Source organism: Pseudomonas sp. EYE_354 (assembly GCF_023148575.1).
In the GTDB taxonomy this organism is placed as follows: domain Bacteria; phylum Pseudomonadota; class Gammaproteobacteria; order Pseudomonadales; family Pseudomonadaceae; genus Aquipseudomonas.
Genome location: NZ_JAHXNQ010000005.1, coordinates 189,359 through 207,657, shown reverse-complemented (window position 1 = coordinate 207,657; position 18,299 = coordinate 189,359). Strand labels below are relative to the sequence as shown.

The following is an 18,299-nucleotide window of genomic DNA, read 5'->3' as shown; positions in this document are numbered from 1 at the left end:
AAGGCTTTATTCGGCGCAGGGCTCAAGCCCCGCGCCCGATCCGATTAGCTAGCGACGATGTTGACCAGTTTGCCAGGCACCACGATCACTTTGCGGATCGTCAGGCCTTCGGTGAAGCGCAGCACGTTTTCATTGATGCGGGCGGCGGCTTCGACTTCTTCACGGCTGGCGCTGGCGGGCATGTCGATCTGGCCGCGCAGTTTACCGTTGACCTGGATGACCAGTTGCAGCGTGTCCTGTACCAGGGCGCTGTCATCCTGTACCGGCCAGCGCGCATCGATGACCGCGTCGCTGTGGCCAAGGCGGCTCCACAGTTCGTGGCTGATGTGCGGCGTGATCGGGGCCAGCAGCAGAGTGACCGTTTCCAGGCCTTCCTGTACCAGCGCACGGTCCTGTTCGGTGACCTGCGGGGCTTTTTCCAGCACGTTCATCAGCGTCATGACCTGAGCGATGGCGGTGTTGAACTTGTGGTTCTGGCCCACGTCCTGGCTGGCTTGCTTGATGGCCAGGTGGGTGCTGCGGCGAATGGCTTTCTGTTCGTCGTTCAGGCTGGCCACGTCCAGCTTGCCCGGCAAGCCCTGGCTGACATGGGCATGGGCCAGGCGCCAGACGCGCTTGAGGAAGCGGTGCGAGCCTTCGACGCCGGAGTCGGACCATTCGGCGCTCATATCAGGCGGCGAGGCGAACATCATGAACAGGCGGCAGGTGTCGGCGCCAAACTGATCGATCATCGACTGCGGGTCGACACCATTGTTCTTGGACTTGGCCATCTTCTCGGTGCCGCCGATCTCAACCGGCAGGCCGTCGGCGATCAGCTTGGCGCTGATGACCTTGGCTTTGCTGTCGCGCTCGAGTTCGACATCCGCCGGGTTGAACCAGGTGTAGGCGCCATTGGCTTCGCGGCGATAGTAGGTCTCGGCGATCACCATGCCCTGGGTCAGCAGGTTCTTGAACGGTTCGTCGGAGCTCACCAGGCCTTCGTCGCGCATCAGCTTGTGGAAGAAACGCGCGTACAGCAGGTGAAGAATGGCGTGTTCGATGCCGCCGATGTACTGATCCACCGGCAACCAGTGATCGGCCGCGGATTTCTCGACCAGGCCACCCTCGTAGTGCGGCGAGGCGTAGCGCGCGTAGTACCACGAGGACTCGACGAAGGTGTCCATGGTGTCGGTTTCACGCTTGGCCGGCGCGCCGCATTTCGGGCAACTGCACTCGTAGAACTCAGGCATGCGCGCCAGCGGCGAACCGGCGCCGTCCGGCACCACGTCTTCCGGCAGCACGACCGGCAATTGGTCTTCGGGGACCGGCACGTCACCGCAGGCGGCGCAGTGAATGATCGGGATCGGGCAGCCCCAGTAGCGCTGACGGCTGATGCCCCAGTCGCGCAGGCGGAACTGGGTGCGCGAAGCGCCGAGGTTCTTTTTGATCAGTGCCACTTCGATGGCGTCGAAGGCACCGACGAAGTCCAGGCCGTCGAATTCGCCGGAGTTGATCAGCGTGCCGTGCTCACCGTAGGCGTCTTGCCACGGGGCCGGGTGGGTGTCGCCCGAGCGGGTGCGCACCACCGATTTGATCGGCAGGTCGTATTTGGTGGCGAATTCGAAATCACGCTCGTCGTGGGCCGGCACGGCCATTACCGCGCCATCGCCGTAGTGCATCAACACGTAGTTTGCGACCCATACCGGCAGTTTTTCACCGGTCAGCGGGTGCTCGACGAACAGCCCGGTTGGCAGGCCTTTTTTCTCCTGGGTGGCGACGTCGGCTTCGGCCACGCTGCCGCCTTTGCATTCAGCGATGAACGCCTGCAGCTCAGGGTTGTTCTGTGCGGCCTGGGTGGCCAGTGGGTGCTCGGCAGCCACGGCGACGTAGGTCGCGCCCATCAGGGTGTCCGGACGGGTGGTGAAGACTTTGAGTGCGCCTGCAACGCCGATGGAGTCGACGTTGTACGGGAACTGCACTTCCATGCCCTTGGATTTGCCGATCCAGTTGCGCTGCATGGTCTTGACCTGTTCAGGCCAGCCCGGCAGATCATCGAGGCTCGACAGGAGCTCATCGGCATACGCGGTGATCTTGAAGTAATACATCGGGATTTCGCGCTTTTCGATCAGCGCGCCGGAACGCCAGCCGCGACCGTCGATCACCTGCTCGTTGGCCAGTACGGTCTGGTCGACCGGGTCCCAGTTCACGGTGCCGCTCTTTTTGTAGATCACACCTTTTTCGAACAGGCGAGTGAACAGCCATTGTTCCCAACGGTAGTAATCCGGCTTGCAGGTGGTCACTTCACGGGACCAGTCCACCGCCAGGCCCAGGCTGCGCAGCTGGGTCTTCATGTAGGCGATGTTTTCGTAGGTCCACTTGGCGGGGGCCACGTTGTTTTTCATCGCGGCGTTTTCCGCCGGCATGCCGAAGGCGTCCCAACCCATGGGTTGCAGGACGTTCTTGCCTTGCATGCGCTGGTAGCGGGAAATCACGTCACCGATGGTGTAGTTGCGCACGTGCCCCATGTGTAGCTTGCCGCTGGGGTAAGGGAACATCGACAGGCAGTAGAATGTCTCCTTGCCTGGCTGTTCACTGACTTCAAAGGACTTTTGCTCGTCCCAGAAGGTTTGGGCGGCATTTTCTATTTCACGGGGCTGATATTGTTCGTGCATGGCTACTTTTGAACTGAATAGGGGTGGCCTAATCCTCTTCGGAGCACTGTCCGGGCAAATCGACACCAAAAAGCGGCGCGTCCGTGCCCAAACCCTGCGGGAAGTGGAGTTACAGGAAGCGCCGTAGCATACATGACCCCACTCTATCGAGGGAAACCCTGATTGCGCGGTCGAGGCCGTCTGTCGCGGCGCCGGGCAGGCGTAGCCACGGGGGCTACGCTGTTTATTGGGGAGCAAGTCTTTCTTCAATGAGGTGAGGGGATGGTTGAATCGCAGCGAACCGCAACGAAACCGGAAATCTACGAAGGACTGATCGACCGATTGGGTCGTGCATTGGATGCAGCGAGGACAGCGGACCGATTGCGTGATGAACGGCCCGTTGAGTTGGAATTGCGTGGGTTGAGCCGCGCAGAACTGGAGTTGATCAAGGCTTACCTGGAACGCAGCACGCGCAGTGCGCCTCCCGTGGCGGCAGCCCCGCCAGCCAGGGAGACCACGCACTCGGCCAAGGTGGTATGGCTCAAGGACTGGCCGGTCGGTCGGGGCGCGGAAACACGCCGGTCTGCCCGCTGCAAGTAGTTCGCTCCCCGCGCAGCGAAACCCGTGCGTTGAATCACCGTAAAGATTGTCGTTAAACCCCGTTACACCTTAGGCTTCGGGCATCTGTGGAGATGCCCGATGCCTATTCGTTATTTCATTAAACAACTGCTCCTGCCCCCCGGCATCTTCTTGCTGTTGCTGGCGCTTGCCTGGTGGTTTCGTCGCAGCCGCCCTCGTCTGGCCGCTTGCTGCTTCGCCGTGGGGTTGGGCGGCATGTGGCTGATCAGCCTGCCGGTGATGGTGGAATGGGGCGCGCGTGCCCTGGAGACTGAGCCGCCACTGGCCCGTGAAGATTGGTCCACCCTGGCCCAGCACGCTGATGCCATTGTGGTGTTGGGCTCTGGGCGGGAGCGCGGTGACCCGGCCTGGGGCAGCGACCAGCCCACCGGTATCGGCCTGGAGCGCCAGCGTTACGCCGCGAGGCTGGCCAAGGCCTCCGGCCTGCCGGTGCTCACCACGGGAGGATTGCACTACGGCACGCCGCCCAGCGAGGCGCAGTTGATGGCGGTGTCGATGCAGGATGACTTTGGCGTGACGGTGCGCTGGAAGGAAGAGCGCAGCCGCACCACCTGGGAAAACGCCCGAATGAGTGCCGAGATTTTGTTGCCCGAGGGTGTCAAGCGCGTGGTGGTGGTCACTCAGGCCTGGCACATGCCGCGTTCGGTATGGAGCTTTGAAAAGGCGGGCTTCACGGTGGTGCCGGCGCCGGTGGGCTTTCTGGGCGTGGACAACGCCCGGCCTTTGGGCGGCTGGATGCCGGAGTTCAAGTCGGTATGGCAGAGCGGGCAATTGATCAACGAGGCGGTTGGGCAGGTGGGGTATCGGTTGTTCTACCGGTAACACCGCCTGCCACAGCCGCCGCCTGATGTTGATCAGACGGTTTTGGCCATCCGGCCAGCCAGCAGTGCCCAGCCGAACAACCCCAGGCAGACGATGATCAACGGCCACGAGCGCCATTGCAGGTAGGGCGTGAGGTTGTGCATCGGCACGACTTCGCCGTACAAAATGCCACGTTCGAATTGCGGGATCTGTACGCTGATCTGCCCGAACGGGTTGATCAGCGCGGTCACGCCGTTGTTGGTGGCACGGATCATCCAGCGGCCGGCCTCCAGCGCACGCATCTGCGCCATCTGCAAGTGCTGCAAGGGGCCGATGGAGCGGCCGAACCAGGTGTCGTTGCTGATGGTCAGCAGCAGGTCGCTCTGGGCCGAGAGGCCGGCGGCGAATTCCGGGTACACCACTTCGTAGCAAATGAACGGCGCGATCTGATAGCCCTTGGCCTGTAGCATCGGCTGATCGGCGGGGCCACGGGCGAAGTCGGACATCGGCAGGTCGAAGAAGGCGATCAATCCGCGCAGCATGTCTTGCAGCGGCACGTACTCACCAAATGGCACCAGTTTCTGCTTGAGGTACGTACCGTCGCCTTCGCCCACCACGGTGATGCCGTTGAAGTAGCGTTTCTGGTGATGCACTTCCTGGCGGATCGGCACGCCGGTGATCAGTGCCGTGTGCCGGTCGGCGGCGAACTTGCCCATCATGCCCAGGTAGCCTTCCACCGACTCCTTGAGCACCGGCACCGCGGTTTCCGGCCAGACCAGCAGGTCGACAGGCTTGGAGCTGAAGCTCATGTCGCGGTACAGCGCCAGTTGCGCATTGAGCTGCTGCGGGTCCCACTTCATGCTTTGTTCAACGTTGCCCTGAATGGCGGCCACGCTGAGCGGCGCGCCGGCGGGCGTGGTCCAGGCGTGGTGCTTGAGTGCCAGGCCGACGGCCCACGGCGCAACCAGCAGCACCAGGCCCGCACCGATAAATGCGTTGCGCTTGCCGGCCAGCAGGCGCGGCAGGTTGCACAGCAGAGCGGCCGTGAGTGCCAGGGCAAACGAAATCAGCCACATGCCGCCGACGGGCGCCAGGCCGGTCAGGGGGCCGTCGAGTTGGCTGTAACCGGAGTACAGCCAGGGGAAACCAGTGAGGAACCAGCCGCGAAAGGCTTCCTGGCCGACCCACAATGCGGCAAATGTCAGCGCATCGGCCAACGGCGCTTCATTGCGGCGCAGCCAGCGCGCCCACAGCCAGGCAGGCAAGGCGAAGAACCAGGCGATGGCGGCGGTGAACAGCAGCATCAAAAAGCCCGCCAGCAGCACCGAAGCGCCGCCAAAGTGGTGGATGCTGTAATAGATCCAGCTGGTACCGGCGCCAAACAGGCCGAACCCGAAACACCAGCCACGGCCCAAGGCCTGACGCGGGCTCAGGTGCCGCAGTCCCAGGTAAAACAGGCCGACGGCCACCAGTGCAAACGGCCACAGATCGAATGGCGCCAGCGCCAGGGTGGTGATGGCGCCGGCCGCCACGGCCAGCAGATTACCGGGCCAGCCGGGTGCGATCAAACGGCGCATGTCAGTCCTTAGCGGGCAATAGGTGTCAGGCGAATCAGATGGATCCTGCGGCTGTCCGCATTGAGGATGCGGAAGCGATAAGGGCCGATCTCGGTGGTTTCGTTACGTTTAGGCAAGTGACCAAACGCGTTCATCACCAGGCCGCCGACGGTGTCGAACTCGTCGTCGGAGAATTCGCTGTCGAAGAACTCGTTGAAGTTCTCGATCGGCGTCAGCGCCTTGATCAGAAAGTCTCCGCTTGGCAGCGGCTTGATGTAGCTGTCTTCTTCGACGTCGTGCTCGTCTTCGATGTCGCCGACGATCTGTTCCAGTACGTCTTCGATGGTCACCAGACCCGCCACGCCGCCGTATTCGTCGATCACGATGGCCATGTGGTTGTGGTTGGCGCGGAATTCGCGCAGCAGTACATTCAGGCGCTTTGATTCGGGCACGAAGGTGGCCGGACGCAGCAGGTCCTTGATGTTGAAGCTGTCACCGTTCTCTTTGAGGATCAGCGGCAGCAGGTCCTTGGCCAACAGGACACCCATGACGTCGTCATGGCTTTCACCGATCACCGGGTAGCGCGAGTGCGCCGAGTCGATCACGGCCGGGAGGAATTCCCGTGGGGTCTGGGTCGCCTTGATGCTGATCATCTGCGAGCGTGGGACCATGATGTCCCGCACCTGCAGGTCAGCCACCTGGATGGCGCCCTCGACGATGGCCAGCGCTTCGCTGTCCAGCAACTTGTTCTGATGGGCCTCACGCAGCAGCTCAAGCAGCTCCTGGCGGTTTTTCGGCTCGTGGGCAAAAGCCTGGGTCAGTTTACCCAGCCATGACTTTTGCCCGTTGCTCGATCGGTCTTCGCTCATAGCGATTACTCTAAATCCTTTGTTGTTTCAGTTAGGTGTAGGGTCGGTTTCGTCGTCTGCATAAGGATCAGGGTGACCCAGTTCGGCAAGCAACGTTTGTTCCAGTGTTTCCATTTCCTCGGCTTCGTCATCGTCTATATGGTCGTAACCCAAGAGATGCAAGCAGCCGTGGATAACCAGATGGGCCCAGTGAGCCTCAAGCGCCTTGCCCTGTTCCTTGGCTTCACGCTCGACCACTTCGACGCAGATCACCAGATCCCCCAGCAACGGGATATCCAGCAGTTCATCGGGGACGTCGGCGGGAAACGACAGCACATTGGTCGCGTAGTCTTTCTGGCGCCAGGTGTGGTTCAGTTCGCGGCCTTCGGGTTCGTCCACCAGACGAATGGTCAGTTCCGAGTCGGCGCTGCGCTGGCGCAGGGCCAGGGCGCACCATTGACGGAACTGCTCTTCGCTGGGGGCGGGGGCTTCGGTGGCCAGTTGCAGGTCTAGCTCAAGCATCGCGGCGAACGTCCTTGGCCGGCGCGTCATCGCGGTGGTCGAAGCGCTCGTAGGCTTCGACGATACGCTGCACCAGCGGGTGGCGGACCACGTCCTTGGGCATGAAGTGCGTAAAGCTGATACCCGGCACGTCCTTGAGCACCTCGATCACCTGGGCCAGGCCGGACTTGGTGCCTTTGGGCAGGTCGACCTGGGTGACGTCACCGGTGATCACGGCGGTGGAGCCGAAACCGATACGGGTCAGGAACATTTTCATCTGCTCGACGGTGGTGTTCTGGCTTTCGTCGAGGATGATGAAACTGTTGTTCAGCGTACGGCCGCGCATATAGGCCAGCGGAGCGATCTCGATCACCTGGCGCTCGATCAGTTTGGCCACGTACTCAAAACCGAGCATCTCGTAGAGCGCGTCGTAGAGCGGGCGCAGGTACGGGTCGATCTTCTGTGCCAGGTCGCCGGGCAGGAAACCGAGTTTTTCACCGGCTTCAACCGCCGGGCGCACCAGCAGGATGCGCCGCACTTGCTCGCGCTCCAGCGCGTCCACCGCACAGGCCACGGCCAGGTAGGTCTTGCCGGTACCGGCCGGGCCGATGCCGAAGTTGATGTCGTTGCCGAGGATTTCTTTGACGTAGCGCTGCTGATTCAAGCCGCGCGGGCGAATCATGCCTTTTTTGGTGCGCAGGGCCACGCTGGCTTCGGCCACAGGGTTGTTGGCCAGGTCTTCCACCGCGGACTCCTGCAGGTACAGGTGCACCGTTTCGGGCGACAGTTCACTGCCCTTGGTCTCGCGATAAAGGCGGCGCAGCAGGTTTTCTGCCGACGTGGTGTGTTGGGGTTCACCAATGAGCTCGAACTGATTGCCGCGATTGCGGATCTCGATGCTCAGGCGTTGTTCGATCAGGCGCAGGTGCTCGTCGAACTGTCCGCACAGGTTGGCGAAACGGCGAGCCTCAAACGGCTCGAGGATGAAACGATGGGGTTCTACTATGGGTGCGTTCAAGGTCGCTTTTAGCCGCCCTTTGGCAGTTGAGGTGAAAGAGAGAATAACGCCAGTGGCGCGGGTACGAAAGCACTTACGTCACCGGAATGCTGCACCGCTCCGATGTGGGCGCGAGCAAGTCCGCTCCCACACTTTGATCTTCATCGGGACCGAACGATCAATTTATCAACGACCCGCGCAACGAGTGCGGTTGCGCCGCATCGATATGCACATCGGCGAACTGGCCGATCAGCGTTGGATTGTCGCAGCGAAAGTTGACGATCCGGTTGTTCTCGGTACGACCCTGCAATTCGCCGGGGTCTTTTTTCGAGTAATCGGTCACCAGGATGCGCTGAATCGAACCGACCATTTGTCGGCTGATCTCAAAGCCTTGTTGGTTCAGCCGATGCTGTAGCGCGTTGAGGCGCTCTTTTTTCAGCGCTTCGGGTGTTTCGTCCAGCAGGTCGGCGGCCGGTGTGCCTGGGCGCTGGCTGTAGACGAACGAATAGGAGAAGTCGAAACCGACGTCTTCAATCAGCTTCATGGTCTGTTGGAAGTCTTTCTCGGTTTCGCCGGGAAAGCCCACGATAAAGTCTGAACTGATGCAAATCCCTGGCACCGCTGCGCGCAATTTGCGCAGTTTGGATTTGTATTCCAGGGCGGTGTGGTTGCGTTTCATCGCAGACAGGATGCGGTCCGAGCCCGATTGCACCGGCAAGTGCAGGTGTTTGACCAGCTCCGGCACCTCGGCGTGGGCCTGGATCAGGCTGTCGGAGAACTCCAGCGGGTGCGAGGTGGTGTAGCGAATGCGCTCGATACCGTCCACGGCCGCCACCACGCGGATCAACTCCGCCAGGTCGGCCAGGCGCCCGTCGTGGGTCTGGCCGCGATAGCCGTTGACGTTCTGCCCGAGCAGAGTGACTTCACGTACGCCGTTTTCCGCCAGGTGGATGATTTCCGACATAACGTCGTCAAATGGCCGACTGACCTCTTCGCCACGGGTGTAGGGCACCACGCAAAAGGTGCAGTACTTGCTGCAGCCTTCCATCACCGAGACGTAGGCGCTTGGCCCATCGATACGGGGCTCGGGCAAATGGTCGAATTTTTCGATTTCGGGGAACGACACGTCCACCTGCGGCAGTTTGGTGATGTGCGCGGCGTCGATCATTTCCGGCAGGCGGTGCAGGGTTTGCGGGCCGAAGACCACGTCGACATACGGTGCGCGGTCGCGGATGGCCGCACCTTCCTGGCTGGCCACGCAACCGCCAACAGCGATCACCATGTCCGGGTTGGCCAGTTTCAATTCACGCCAGCGCCCCAGTTGCGAGTACACACGGTCCTGGGCCCGTTCGCGGATCGAGCAGGTATTGAGCAGGATCACGTCGGCATCTTCGGCGCGGGCGGTGACTTCCAGGGCCTGGTGTTCGCCCAGCAGATCGACCATGCGCGAGCTGTCGTACTCGTTCATCTGGCAACCGTGGGTTTCGATATAAAGCTTCTTGGCCATGGGAATCGTCAACTGGTGGTAAAGAACCGCGCATTATAGGGGGCATGCCCATTGGTTCCTAGCGCTGTGCATCGGGTGCCATGCTATAGTTCGCGCCCTCTTTTATATCCGCGATGTGTTGCTCGCCCACCATGACCAAACGTGAAGCTCCAATCTACAAGGTGATTTTCCTCAACCAGGGCCAGGTGTTCGAAATGTACGCCAAGCAGATCTATCAAAGTGATCTGTGGGGCTTCCTGGAGGTGGAAGAGTTCGTCTTTGGCGAGCGCACCCAGTTGGTCGTCGACCCGGGCGAGGAAAAGCTCAAGGCTCAATTCGAAGGCGTTGTGCGCAGTTTTGTGCCGATGCATTCGATTGTGCGCATCGACGAAGTGGAGCGTCTGGGCACGCCCAAGATCAGCGAAGCGCGGGGCGTGAGCAATGTCATGCCGTTTCCGATGCCGATGCCTGAGAAGTGACATTCAATTATTTTGTAGGGCGTTTCCGAATTTGCCGCTCTGTGCATAGACATTTTGTTTGAAAGATAGCAAGTTTTGTTTATGTGCAGAGGGCGTCCTGGCTGTAAATCACTTATAGCCTCTTTAACTTCCAACGTGTTTTAACACGGCCACGTCACGCCCTTAGTTAGCGCAGAGTTTCCTTTCACGCAGTCATTAACGAACTTATCTGTTCGGGAGTAGCCCTGTGCGCGATCCTCGCTATGACATTCTGTTTGAACCGGTACAGCTGGGCCCGGTTCGCACGCGTAACCGGTTTTATCAAGTTCCTCACTGTAATGGCATGGGCCACGTGCATCCTTCGGCCATGGCGCGCATGCGCGGCATCAAGGCTGAAGGCGGGTGGGGCGTGGTCTGCACCGAGGAGTGTGAAATCAGCCCGTTGAGCGAGTTCTCGCCCTATATCGAGGCGCGCCTGTGGGATGACCGCGACACACCAGCATTGACGCGCATGTGCGAGGCGGTCCACCAGCACGGCTCGCTGGCCGGCGTGGAGCTGGCGTTCAATGGTTACTCCGCGCCCAACCGTTACAGCCGCGAAATTCCCTGGGCGCCGTCCAATACGCCGGTGCGCAGCTATGACCCGGTGCAGGCCAGGGCCATGAGCCATGCCGACATCCGGCAACTGCGCGCCCTGCACCGTGCCGCTGCGCTACGTGCGCGGGCAGCGGGCTTTGACATCATCTATGTGTACGCCGGGCATGACCTGAGCCTGCCGTTCCACTTCCTCACGCCACGCAATAACCGGCGCATGGATGAGTATGGTGGTGTGCTGGAAAATCGCGTACGGCTGTTGCGCGAGTTGATTGAGGACACGCGTGACGCGGTGGGCGACCGGTGTGCCGTGGCGGTACGTTTGGCGGTTGATGAGCAAATGGCCGGTGGCCTGTGTCGCGAAGGCGAGGGCGCAGAAATTTTCTCGATGCTGGCGAACTTGCCGGACTTATGGGACATCAACGTCGCCGATTGGGCTAACGACAGCATGACGGCGCGTTTTTCCCAGGAAGGCTATCAGGAGGCCTTTCTGTTGGGCCTCAAATCGCTGACCTGCAAACCCGTGGTGGGCGTCGGGCGGTTCACCTCGCCGGACACCATGGTTTCACTGATACGCCGCGGCGTGCTGGACTTGATCGGAGCGGCCCGGCCCTCCATTGCCGATCCGTTTCTGCCGAAGAAGATTGAAGAAGGGCGCGCCGAGCAGATCCGCGAGTGCATTGGTTGCAATATCTGTGTCAGTGGCGACCACACCAGCACGCCATTGCGCTGCACGCAGAACCCGACCATGGGCGAGGAATGGCGTCGCGGCTGGCACCCCGAATCGGTGGCGCCTGCGGGGCGGCCGGGACGGGCGCTGGTGGTTGGCGCCGGCCCGGCGGGGCTCGAATGCGCACGGATATTAGGCGAGCGACACATGGACGTGGCGTTGGTCGACAGCCTGCGTACCTTGGGCGGGCGCGTGGCACGGGAGTCCCGCCTGCCGGGGTTGGCGAGCTGGGCGAGGGTGGTCGATTATCGCGTTGATGCCCTGAGCCGCCTCGCATCGGTGCAAATCTATCGAGAAAGTCCGTTGCAGGCCCAGGACGTCCTCGACTTCGCTGCCGAGCATGTCTTTATCGCCACCGGCTGTCACTGGCGGCGCGATGGCTTGGGGCGTGCGTTGCGCCATCCCTTACCGGGCCTGGAATGCCTGCCCGTGGTCACGCCGGATGATGTGATGGCCGGTGCCCTGCCGCCGTCACCGGTGCTGCTGTTCGACGATGACCACTACTACATGGGCAGCGTGCTGGCCGAACATTTGGTGGCACAGGGCGTGGAGGTGATATTTGTCACGCCGGCGACGGACGTGGCGGCCTGGACCCATAACACCCTTGAGCAACACCGCATCCAGCGACGCCTGCTGGAATTGAACGTCGCCATCATCGCCTCCCACACGCTGGAGAGCTGCACGCCCGAGGGCGTGGTAGTGGGGTGTGTCTACACCCAGCGCCCACGCTTCATCCCCGCCGCATCACTGTTGTCGGTCACTTCCCGGGAGCCCGAGCAGACGCTGTACCAGGCCTTGATTCAAGCGCCCGAGCCCTTGCTGGCCGCCGGCATCAGGACGTTGACGCTGGTCGGCGATTGCGTGGCGCCCGGCACCCTTGCGGCCGCCGTGTATTCGGGTCACCGCATTGCGCGTGAGTTTGATGCGCCCGCTGGCTCCTTAGTGGTACGTCGAGAAATACCCTTTATCGAGGTGTAGCTCATTTCGCGAGTTGATTAATAACGAGGCCTACAATAATGAAAAGAATAATCCTGATGTTATTTGCCACGCTTTTTATAAATACGTCGCTCTTTGCCAATGATTATGAGGTGATCCGATTCGGCGCCGACCCCAACTACGCGCCGTTTGCCTATAAGGACAATACGGGAACTTTGACAGGCTTCGAAGTTGATATAGGCAATGCACTCTGCACTTACCTCAAGGTTCGTTGCCAATGGGTTGAGAGTGATTTCGACGGGTTGGTCCCCAGTCTCAATGCGGGCAAAATCGACGCGATACTGGCTTCAATGACCGTCACGGATGCTCGGCAGAAGGTGATCGACTTCTCTTCGGAGGTGTTTTCCAGTCCGACGGCCATGGTGCTTCGCCCTGGCATTGAACTGGGCAAGGGCTCGGCCGTGGGTTATTTGCAGGGCAGTACCCAGGAAGCCTACGCCCGCCAGGTGCTCGCTGCGCAGGGCATCAAGGTGGTGGCGTATGCCGACCAGGAACAGGTCTATGCCGACCTTGTGGCGGGTCGCTTGCATGCCTCGTTGCAGGATGCGCAGCAGGCGCAAAGCGGCTTTCTAAGCGCTCGGCACGGCGCCGGGTTCGTGTTGGGCCCGCTGATTGAGAGCGAGCTGATGCCTTCCAAAAGCGCCATCGGCATCGCTAAAGGGAATCAGGCCCTTAAAGCCCTGCTGGATAAGGGGCTGGCTGCACTGCACGCCGATGGCACTTACGCCAGGCTGCAAGCGCAGTACTTTCCTGGCGTGAACATGTACAGCGGCCAATAACCGTCCTCAATCGCCAGCGAGGGCACAGACATGCTTCCTGACTTCACTCAATTTGCCGCGACCCTGGAAGGTTTTGCGCCATTGTTGCTGCGCGGTGTCTGGGTCACCGTGCAACTGGCGCTGCTGTCATTGCTGCTGGGCCTGGCGTTCGGTCTGCTCGGTGCCTGCGCCAAGCTGTCTCGGGTAATGGCCTGGCGCTTCTGCGGTCAGCTTTACACCACGCTGATCCGAGGTGTGCCGGACCTCTTGCTGATGTTGCTGATGTTCTACGGTGTACAAACCGGCTTGAGTCGCCTGACACAGAGGGTGGGCTGGGCCTATATCGACATTGACCCGTTCAGTGCAGGTGTGCTGACCCTGGGTTTTATCTATGGCGCTTATTTCACCGAAACCTTTCGCGGGGCATTACTGGCGGTGCCCCGGGGGCAGTTGCAGGCCGGCAAAGCCCTTGGCATGACGGCCACCCAAAGCTTTGCGTACGTGGTGTTCCCGCAAATGATGCGGTTAGCCCTGCCGGGCCTGGGCAATAACTGGATGGTGTTGCTCAAGGCTACGGCACTGGTGTCGATCATCGGCTTGGCGGACCTGGTGAAAGTGGCCCAGGTGGCGGGCAAAAGCAGCGGGCAGATGTTGTCCTTCCTGCTGCTGGCCGCGCTGATCTACCTGGTGCTCAGCAGTGCTTCAAACGCGGGATTGCGTGCGTTGGCGCGACGCTACGGCCCCCCTGTGCAGGAGGCATCACGATGATCGAATTGATTCAGGATTATTGGCGGCCGTTTATCTATTCCGATGGTCAGCAAATCACCGGACTGGCCATGACCCTATGGCTGACCAGCGCCGCGCTGTGCCTGGGCCTGCTCCTGGCAGTGCCGCTGTCCATCGCCAGGGTGTCTGCACGGCGTTGGCTGCGGTGGCCGGTGCAAGGGTTCACTTATCTGTTTCGCGGGACGCCGCTGTATATCCAATTACTGATCTTCTACACCGGCATCTACAGCATTGCCGCCGTGCGTGAGCAGCCAGTGCTGGACGCGTTTTTTCGCGATGCACTGAACTGCACGCTGTTGGCGTTCGCCCTCAATACCGGCGCCTACACCACGGAAATACTGGCGGGCGCCATCCGGGCCATGCCACGGGGGGAAATTGAGGCGGCGCGGTCCCTGGGGTTTGACGGCTGGAAGCTATACGTTCACCTGATCATGCCATTGGCTCTGCGCCGTTCATTGCCGGCCTACAGTAATGAGGTAATTTTCGTGCTGCATTCCACCACGTTGGCGTTCACCGCCACGGTACCGGACATCCTCAAGGTTGCCCGGGACGCCAACGCCGCGACGTTCCTGACATTCCAGGCCTTTGGTGTCGCGGCCGTCCTTTACCTGTGCATCACCTTCGCCTTGGTCGGTCTGTTTCGACTGGCTGAACGGCGCTGGCTGCGCTTTCTCGACCTCACCCGTTAGGAGGCCTCCGTGCAGACTCACGTACATTCATTGCTGACGGCCGTACCCGGCACGACCCGGCAGATCCATAGCTTTCACTACGGCCCGGCCACGGCGGCGGGCAAGGTGTATATCCAGGCGTCATTGCACGCTGATGAACTGCCGGGAATGTTGGTGCTGTGGCATCTGAAGCAGCAATTGGCGCGGATCGAAACGGCAGGATTGTTGCGCTGGTCGGTTGTGTTGGTGCCGGTGGCCAATCCGCTGGGACTGGAGCAGGTGTGCATGGACGTGCCGCAGGGACGCTTTGATAACGACAGCCGAGAGAATTTCAATCGATTCTTCCTCGACGTCAGTCAGCAGGTGGGCGATCACGTCCAAGGCAGATTGACCGATGACCCGGCCAAAAATCTGCAACTGATCCGCTCGACCTGGCGGCGAACACTTGCCGACCAGCTACCGGCGACACAATTGCACTCCATGCGCCTGATCCTGCAGAGGCTGGCCTGTGATGCCGACATCGTGCTGGACCTGCATTGTGATTTCGAGGCTGTCCAGCACTTGTACCTGTCGCCGCAATTCTGGCCATCAATTGAGCCCCTGGCCCGCTACCTGGGTGCTCGAGCCTGCTTTTTGGCAAAAGAGGCGGGAGGCCAGTCATTCGACGAGAGTTTCACTGTGTTCTGGGCGCAGATGCAGGCACGTTTTGACGGGCGCTTTTCGCCTCCCGGTTTTGCCGCGACCGTGGAGTTACGCGGTGTGGCTGATGTCGACCATCGACTGGCGCGTCAGGATTGCCAAGCGTTGCTCAACTATTTGGTGGAAAGGGGCGCCATACAAGGCCAAGCGCCGCCGTTACCGCCACTACTCAACGCGCCTACACCGCTGGCCGGGGTTGAGCCTGTGGCGAGTCCGGTCGGAGGGCTGATTGTGTTCTGCGCGCAGGTGGGGGATTTTCTCAAGGCTGGGCAAATGCTGGCCGAAATCATCGACCCGATCACTGACCAAGTGACCCCCGTGGTGTGCACGCACGCAGGGCTTTTATATGTCCGCTCGGTGCGACGCATGGCAACTGCGGGCATGGTGATTGCGCATGTGGCGGGCGCGCGGGCTTATCGGCAGGGTTATCTGCTATCGCCTTGAGAATCAGGGCAGGGGTGAGAAGGGCGAGCGCCCATCGGCGCTCTGCAATTCCTGCAGGTAGTTGCGGAAGATCTGGCCCAGCACCTGAGTCGCCACTTCCAGCTCATCGCGCTGCATGTGCTCGGCGACTTCGTCGGCGGTGTCCAGCGCGTCTTCGGCGCCGTTGACCGCGGCCATTTTCAGCACGATGTAGGCCTGAACGTTATTGGCCGGAACGCCTTCACCTTTGAAAAACATGGTGCCGAGCTGGAATTGCGCCTGGGCGTGCCCCTGCAACGAGGCTTTCTCGAAGAAACTCAGGGCCTTGTTGAGGTCGCGGTCAGGGTTTTTGCTGTCGTGGTAGTACTCGCCCAACTCGTATTGCGCCTGCGCATCCCCAGCTTCAGCCTGTTTCTGGCACGCGCTCAGGGCTTCGGCCTGGCTGTCTGGCTGGGTATTGAGGGTGCAACGACCCATCGCTGGGATTAACAACGAGTTGCCGCCTGCTTGTGCATGTGCCAGCAGCGGCTGAAGGAGCAACAGGCAGCCCAGTACCAGGGTGCGGCCGGTGCGTTTCATGGGAATCGACTTACCTCTGACGGGGCACGCGGATCCTCGTGGGATCCAATAAGCGCGCATTATGAAATAAGCAGGCCCCTGCTTACAAAGTCTTTACTCGTTTTTCTGCTGCGTAGGCAAGTTATCTGCTGGATTGCAGGTTATTTCTCTAGAAAAGTAGGAAATATCTGTAAGCAAAGTAGCAAATCTGACGCCGCCAGGGGCGACGTCAGATTTTTATGCCCGTTACTTCAAGGCCGCGAAGGCGCGTTCGGCAGCGTCGAGGGTCAGTTTCAGCTCTGCATCGCCATGGGCGATCGAGGTAAAACCGGCTTCGAAGGCGCTCGGCGCCAGATAAACACCCCCTTCGAGCATCAGGTGGAAGAAGCGTTTGAACAGGTCGGCGTTACTGCCCATCACGTCATCGAAGGTAACGATGTCGTCGGCACCGCTGAAGTACAGGCCGAACATGCCGCCCGCCTGGGTGGTGACGAACGGGATACCGGCGGCATCCGCGCGCTGTTGCAGGCCGTCGAGCAGGCGCGTGGTGTAGTCGGTCAGCTCGGCGTGGAAGCCGGGGCGGCTGATCAGGCGCAGGGTGGTCAAGCCGGCGGCCATGGCCAGCGGGTTACCGGACAACGTGCCGGCCTGGTACACCGGGCCCAGCGGCGCGATGTGTTGCATGATCTCGCGCTTGCCGCCGAAGCAGCCCACCGGCATGCCGCCGCCGATGATCTTGCCGAAGGTGCTCAGGTCGGGTGTGACGCCGTAATGCGCCTGGGCGCCGCCGAGGGCTACGCGGAAACCGGTCATCACTTCGTCGAAAATCAGCACCACGCCATGTTTGTCGCACTGCTCGCGCAGGCCTTCGAGGAAGCCCGGCGCCGGCGGTACGCAGTTCATGTTACCGGCCACCGGCTCAACGATGATGCACGCCACGTCCTGGCCGACTTCGTTGAGCATCTGCTCGACGGCGGCGATGTCGTTGAACGGCAGGGTGAGGGTGTGTTTGGCAAACGCCGCCGGTACACCGGCCGAGCTCGGCACGCCCTGGGTCAGCAGGCCGGAGCCGGCTTTGACCAACAGGCTGTCGGAGTGGCCGTGGTAGCAGCCTTCGAACTTAATGATGCTGTCGCGACCGGTAAAGCCACGGGCCAGGCGGATGGCACTCATGGTGGCTTCGGTGCCGGAGCTGACCATGCGCACCATCTCCATGGACGGCACGATCGCGCACACGAGGTCCGCCATCTCGGTTTCCATGGCGGTCGGTGCGCCGTAGGACAAGCCGTGTTCCAGTTGTTTGCGCACGGCGTCCAGTACGTCCGGGTGGCTGTGGCCGAGGATCATCGGGCCCCAGGAGCCCACGTAGTCGACGTAGCGCTTGTCATCTTCATCGGTGACGTAGGCGCCTTCGGCGTGCTTGAAAAACAACGGCGTGCCGCCGACGCTTTTGAACGCACGCACGGGGGAGTTCACACCGCCGGGGATGTGCTTCTGGGCATCGGCAAACAGGGTTTCGGAACGAGACATGATCGGGCTCTCTAAACTGAATTTTTAAGAAGGTCGTTGAAGGCACGGGCGCGGCGCGTCACTTCCTGGGTGGTGTCTGCACCGAATAGGCCGTGCACGACCGCGAGCAGGTCGGCGCCGTGGGCCACCAGTGGGGCGGCGTTTTCCAGGGTGACACCGCCGATCACGCAGATCGGTACGTGCAGGCGCGTGCGGGCCTCGGCCAGCATTTCGACGGTGGCGGCCGGGGCGCCGGGCTTGGTGGTGGAGTTGAAGAAGCGCCCGAATGCCACGTAGCTGGCGCCTTCGCGCGCGGCCTGCTCGGCCAGCTCGATCTGGCTGTGGCAGGTGGCGCCGATGATCGCTTTTCGGCCGAGCAAGGCGCGGACCGGCGCCAGCGGGCCGTCGGTCTGGCCCAGGTGCACGCCGACGCCCAGGCGCGCGGCCAATTCGGCGTCGTCGTTGATGATCAGTTGGGTTTTATAGCGCGAGCACAGTTCGTGCAGTTTTTCCGCTTCACGCAGACGGCGGGCTTCGTCGCTGCTTTTGTCACGGTATTGCAGCAGGGTCACGCCACCCTCCAGCGCCGCTTCGACGTAGGCGAGGAATTTGCCGGCCAACAGTTGGCTGTCGGTAATGGCGTAAAGGCCACGTAGTTTCAT

General features: G+C 61.2%; 17 protein-coding genes. 8 read left to right on the top strand and 9 right to left on the bottom strand.

Going from position 1 to position 18,299, the window contains the following annotated elements:
* Positions 1–44: 44 nt before the first annotated feature.
* Positions 45–2,651 carry a leucine--tRNA ligase gene (gene leuS, locus KZX66_RS09085; protein ID WP_248078538.1) on the bottom strand — a complete coding sequence of 869 codons (2,607 nt, stop codon included), beginning with the start codon at positions 2,649–2,651 and terminating at the stop codon, positions 45–47.
* Between the two features lie 261 nt (positions 2,652–2,912).
* On the opposite strand from leuS, the gene KZX66_RS09080 reads away from it, so the two are divergent.
* Together KZX66_RS09080 and KZX66_RS09075 are read left to right on the top strand one after the other, a co-directional pair.
* Positions 2,913–3,230 (top strand): hypothetical protein, encoded by a 318-nt coding sequence (locus KZX66_RS09080; RefSeq protein WP_248078535.1) that lies wholly within the window; start codon positions 2,913–2,915, stop codon positions 3,228–3,230.
* A gap of 99 nt (positions 3,231–3,329) precedes the next feature.
* The gene (locus KZX66_RS09075; protein WP_248078532.1) at positions 3,330–4,091 is read left to right on the top strand and encodes a YdcF family protein; all 762 of its coding nucleotides are present in this window, start codon (positions 3,330–3,332) and stop codon (positions 4,089–4,091) included.
* Positions 4,092–4,123: 32 nt separating this feature from the next.
* Here the strand turns inward: KZX66_RS09075 and lnt are convergent, their stop codons facing one another.
* The 5 genes from lnt to miaB form a co-directional block, all read right to left on the bottom strand.
* The gene (gene lnt, locus KZX66_RS09070; RefSeq protein WP_248078531.1) at positions 4,124–5,647 is read right to left on the bottom strand and encodes an apolipoprotein N-acyltransferase; all 1,524 of its coding nucleotides are present in this window, start codon (positions 5,645–5,647) and stop codon (positions 4,124–4,126) included.
* Between the two features lie 8 nt (positions 5,648–5,655).
* Positions 5,656–6,495 (bottom strand): HlyC/CorC family transporter, encoded by an 840-nt coding sequence (locus tag KZX66_RS09065; protein WP_248078528.1) that lies wholly within the window; start codon positions 6,493–6,495, stop codon positions 5,656–5,658.
* Between the two features lie 27 nt (positions 6,496–6,522).
* Positions 6,523–6,996: an rRNA maturation RNase YbeY gene (gene ybeY / locus KZX66_RS09060; protein ID WP_248078525.1), complete on the bottom strand. Its 474-nt coding sequence runs from the start codon at positions 6,994–6,996 to the stop codon at positions 6,523–6,525.
* Positions 6,989–7,993, bottom strand: coding sequence for a PhoH family protein (locus KZX66_RS09055; RefSeq protein WP_248078522.1), 1,005 nt, complete (start codon positions 7,991–7,993; stop codon positions 6,989–6,991). Before KZX66_RS09055 ends, ybeY begins: the two co-directional genes overlap by 8 nt.
* A gap of 157 nt (positions 7,994–8,150) precedes the next feature.
* On the bottom strand, positions 8,151–9,479 hold the full coding sequence (miaB, locus tag KZX66_RS09050; RefSeq protein ID WP_248078519.1) for a tRNA (N6-isopentenyl adenosine(37)-C2)-methylthiotransferase MiaB: 1,329 nt from the start codon (positions 9,477–9,479) through the stop codon (positions 8,151–8,153).
* 131 nt (positions 9,480–9,610) lie between these two features.
* On the opposite strand from miaB, the gene KZX66_RS09045 reads away from it, so the two are divergent.
* The 6 genes from KZX66_RS09045 (at position 9,611) to KZX66_RS09020 (ending at position 15,591) form a co-directional block, all read left to right on the top strand.
* Positions 9,611–9,937: a DUF1820 family protein gene (locus KZX66_RS09045; protein WP_003236992.1), complete on the top strand. Its 327-nt coding sequence runs from the start codon at positions 9,611–9,613 to the stop codon at positions 9,935–9,937.
* Positions 9,938–10,163: 226 nt separating this feature from the next.
* Entirely contained in the window at positions 10,164–12,218 is a 2,055-nt protein-coding gene (locus tag KZX66_RS09040) for an NAD(P)-binding protein (protein WP_248078516.1), read from the top strand.
* Between the two features lie 56 nt (positions 12,219–12,274).
* A complete protein-coding gene (locus tag KZX66_RS09035) occupies positions 12,275–13,015 on the top strand; it encodes a transporter substrate-binding domain-containing protein (RefSeq protein ID WP_248078513.1) in 741 nt (246 codons plus the stop codon).
* A gap of 30 nt (positions 13,016–13,045) precedes the next feature.
* Positions 13,046–13,762, top strand: coding sequence for an ABC transporter permease subunit (locus KZX66_RS09030; RefSeq protein ID WP_248078510.1), 717 nt, complete (start codon positions 13,046–13,048; stop codon positions 13,760–13,762).
* Positions 13,759–14,469: an ABC transporter permease gene (locus tag KZX66_RS09025; protein ID WP_248078507.1), complete on the top strand. Its 711-nt coding sequence runs from the start codon at positions 13,759–13,761 to the stop codon at positions 14,467–14,469. The genes KZX66_RS09030 and KZX66_RS09025 overlap by 4 nt, the downstream gene beginning before the upstream one ends.
* Before the next feature lie 9 nt (positions 14,470–14,478).
* Complete coding sequence (locus tag KZX66_RS09020; protein WP_248078504.1) at positions 14,479–15,591, top strand: succinylglutamate desuccinylase/aspartoacylase family protein; 1,113 nt, start codon at positions 14,479–14,481, stop codon at positions 15,589–15,591.
* A 3-nt stretch (positions 15,592–15,594) separates the two neighbouring features.
* Here KZX66_RS09020 and KZX66_RS09015 read toward each other — a convergent pair whose 3' ends face one another.
* The 3 genes from KZX66_RS09015 to thiE form a co-directional block, all read right to left on the bottom strand.
* Complete coding sequence (locus KZX66_RS09015; RefSeq protein ID WP_248078501.1) at positions 15,595–16,149, bottom strand: tetratricopeptide repeat protein; 555 nt, start codon at positions 16,147–16,149, stop codon at positions 15,595–15,597.
* A gap of 225 nt (positions 16,150–16,374) precedes the next feature.
* A complete protein-coding gene (gene hemL, locus KZX66_RS09010; RefSeq protein WP_248078498.1) occupies positions 16,375–17,658 on the bottom strand; it encodes a glutamate-1-semialdehyde 2,1-aminomutase in 1,284 nt (427 codons plus the stop codon).
* Positions 17,659–17,669: 11 nt separating this feature from the next.
* The gene (gene thiE, locus KZX66_RS09005) at positions 17,670–18,299 is read right to left on the bottom strand and encodes a thiamine phosphate synthase (protein ID WP_248078496.1); all 630 of its coding nucleotides are present in this window, start codon (positions 18,297–18,299) and stop codon (positions 17,670–17,672) included.

Coding starts and splice junctions, on each gene's coding strand:
- leuS (WP_248078538.1), bottom strand. CDS start 2,651: ATGCACGAACAATATCAGCCCCGTGAAATAGAAAATGCCGCCCAAACC.
- KZX66_RS09080 (WP_248078535.1), top strand. CDS start 2,913: ATGGTTGAATCGCAGCGAACCGCAACGAAACCGGAAATCTACGAAGGA.
- KZX66_RS09075 (WP_248078532.1), top strand. CDS start 3,330: ATGCCTATTCGTTATTTCATTAAACAACTGCTCCTGCCCCCCGGCATC.
- lnt (WP_248078531.1), bottom strand. CDS start 5,647: ATGCGCCGTTTGATCGCACCCGGCTGGCCCGGTAATCTGCTGGCCGTG.
- KZX66_RS09065 (WP_248078528.1), bottom strand. CDS start 6,495: ATGAGCGAAGACCGATCGAGCAACGGGCAAAAGTCATGGCTGGGTAAA.
- ybeY (WP_248078525.1), bottom strand. CDS start 6,996: ATGCTTGAGCTAGACCTGCAACTGGCCACCGAAGCCCCCGCCCCCAGC.
- miaB (WP_248078519.1), bottom strand. CDS start 9,479: ATGGCCAAGAAGCTTTATATCGAAACCCACGGTTGCCAGATGAACGAG.
- KZX66_RS09045 (WP_003236992.1), top strand. CDS start 9,611: ATGACCAAACGTGAAGCTCCAATCTACAAGGTGATTTTCCTCAACCAG.
- KZX66_RS09035 (WP_248078513.1), top strand. CDS start 12,275: ATGTTATTTGCCACGCTTTTTATAAATACGTCGCTCTTTGCCAATGAT.
- KZX66_RS09030 (WP_248078510.1), top strand. CDS start 13,046: ATGCTTCCTGACTTCACTCAATTTGCCGCGACCCTGGAAGGTTTTGCG.
- KZX66_RS09025 (WP_248078507.1), top strand. CDS start 13,759: ATGATCGAATTGATTCAGGATTATTGGCGGCCGTTTATCTATTCCGAT.
- KZX66_RS09015 (WP_248078501.1), bottom strand. CDS start 16,149: ATGAAACGCACCGGCCGCACCCTGGTACTGGGCTGCCTGTTGCTCCTT.
- hemL (WP_248078498.1), bottom strand. CDS start 17,658: ATGTCTCGTTCCGAAACCCTGTTTGCCGATGCCCAGAAGCACATCCCC.
- thiE (WP_248078496.1), bottom strand. CDS start 18,299: ATGAAACTACGTGGCCTTTACGCCATTACCGACAGCCAACTGTTGGCC.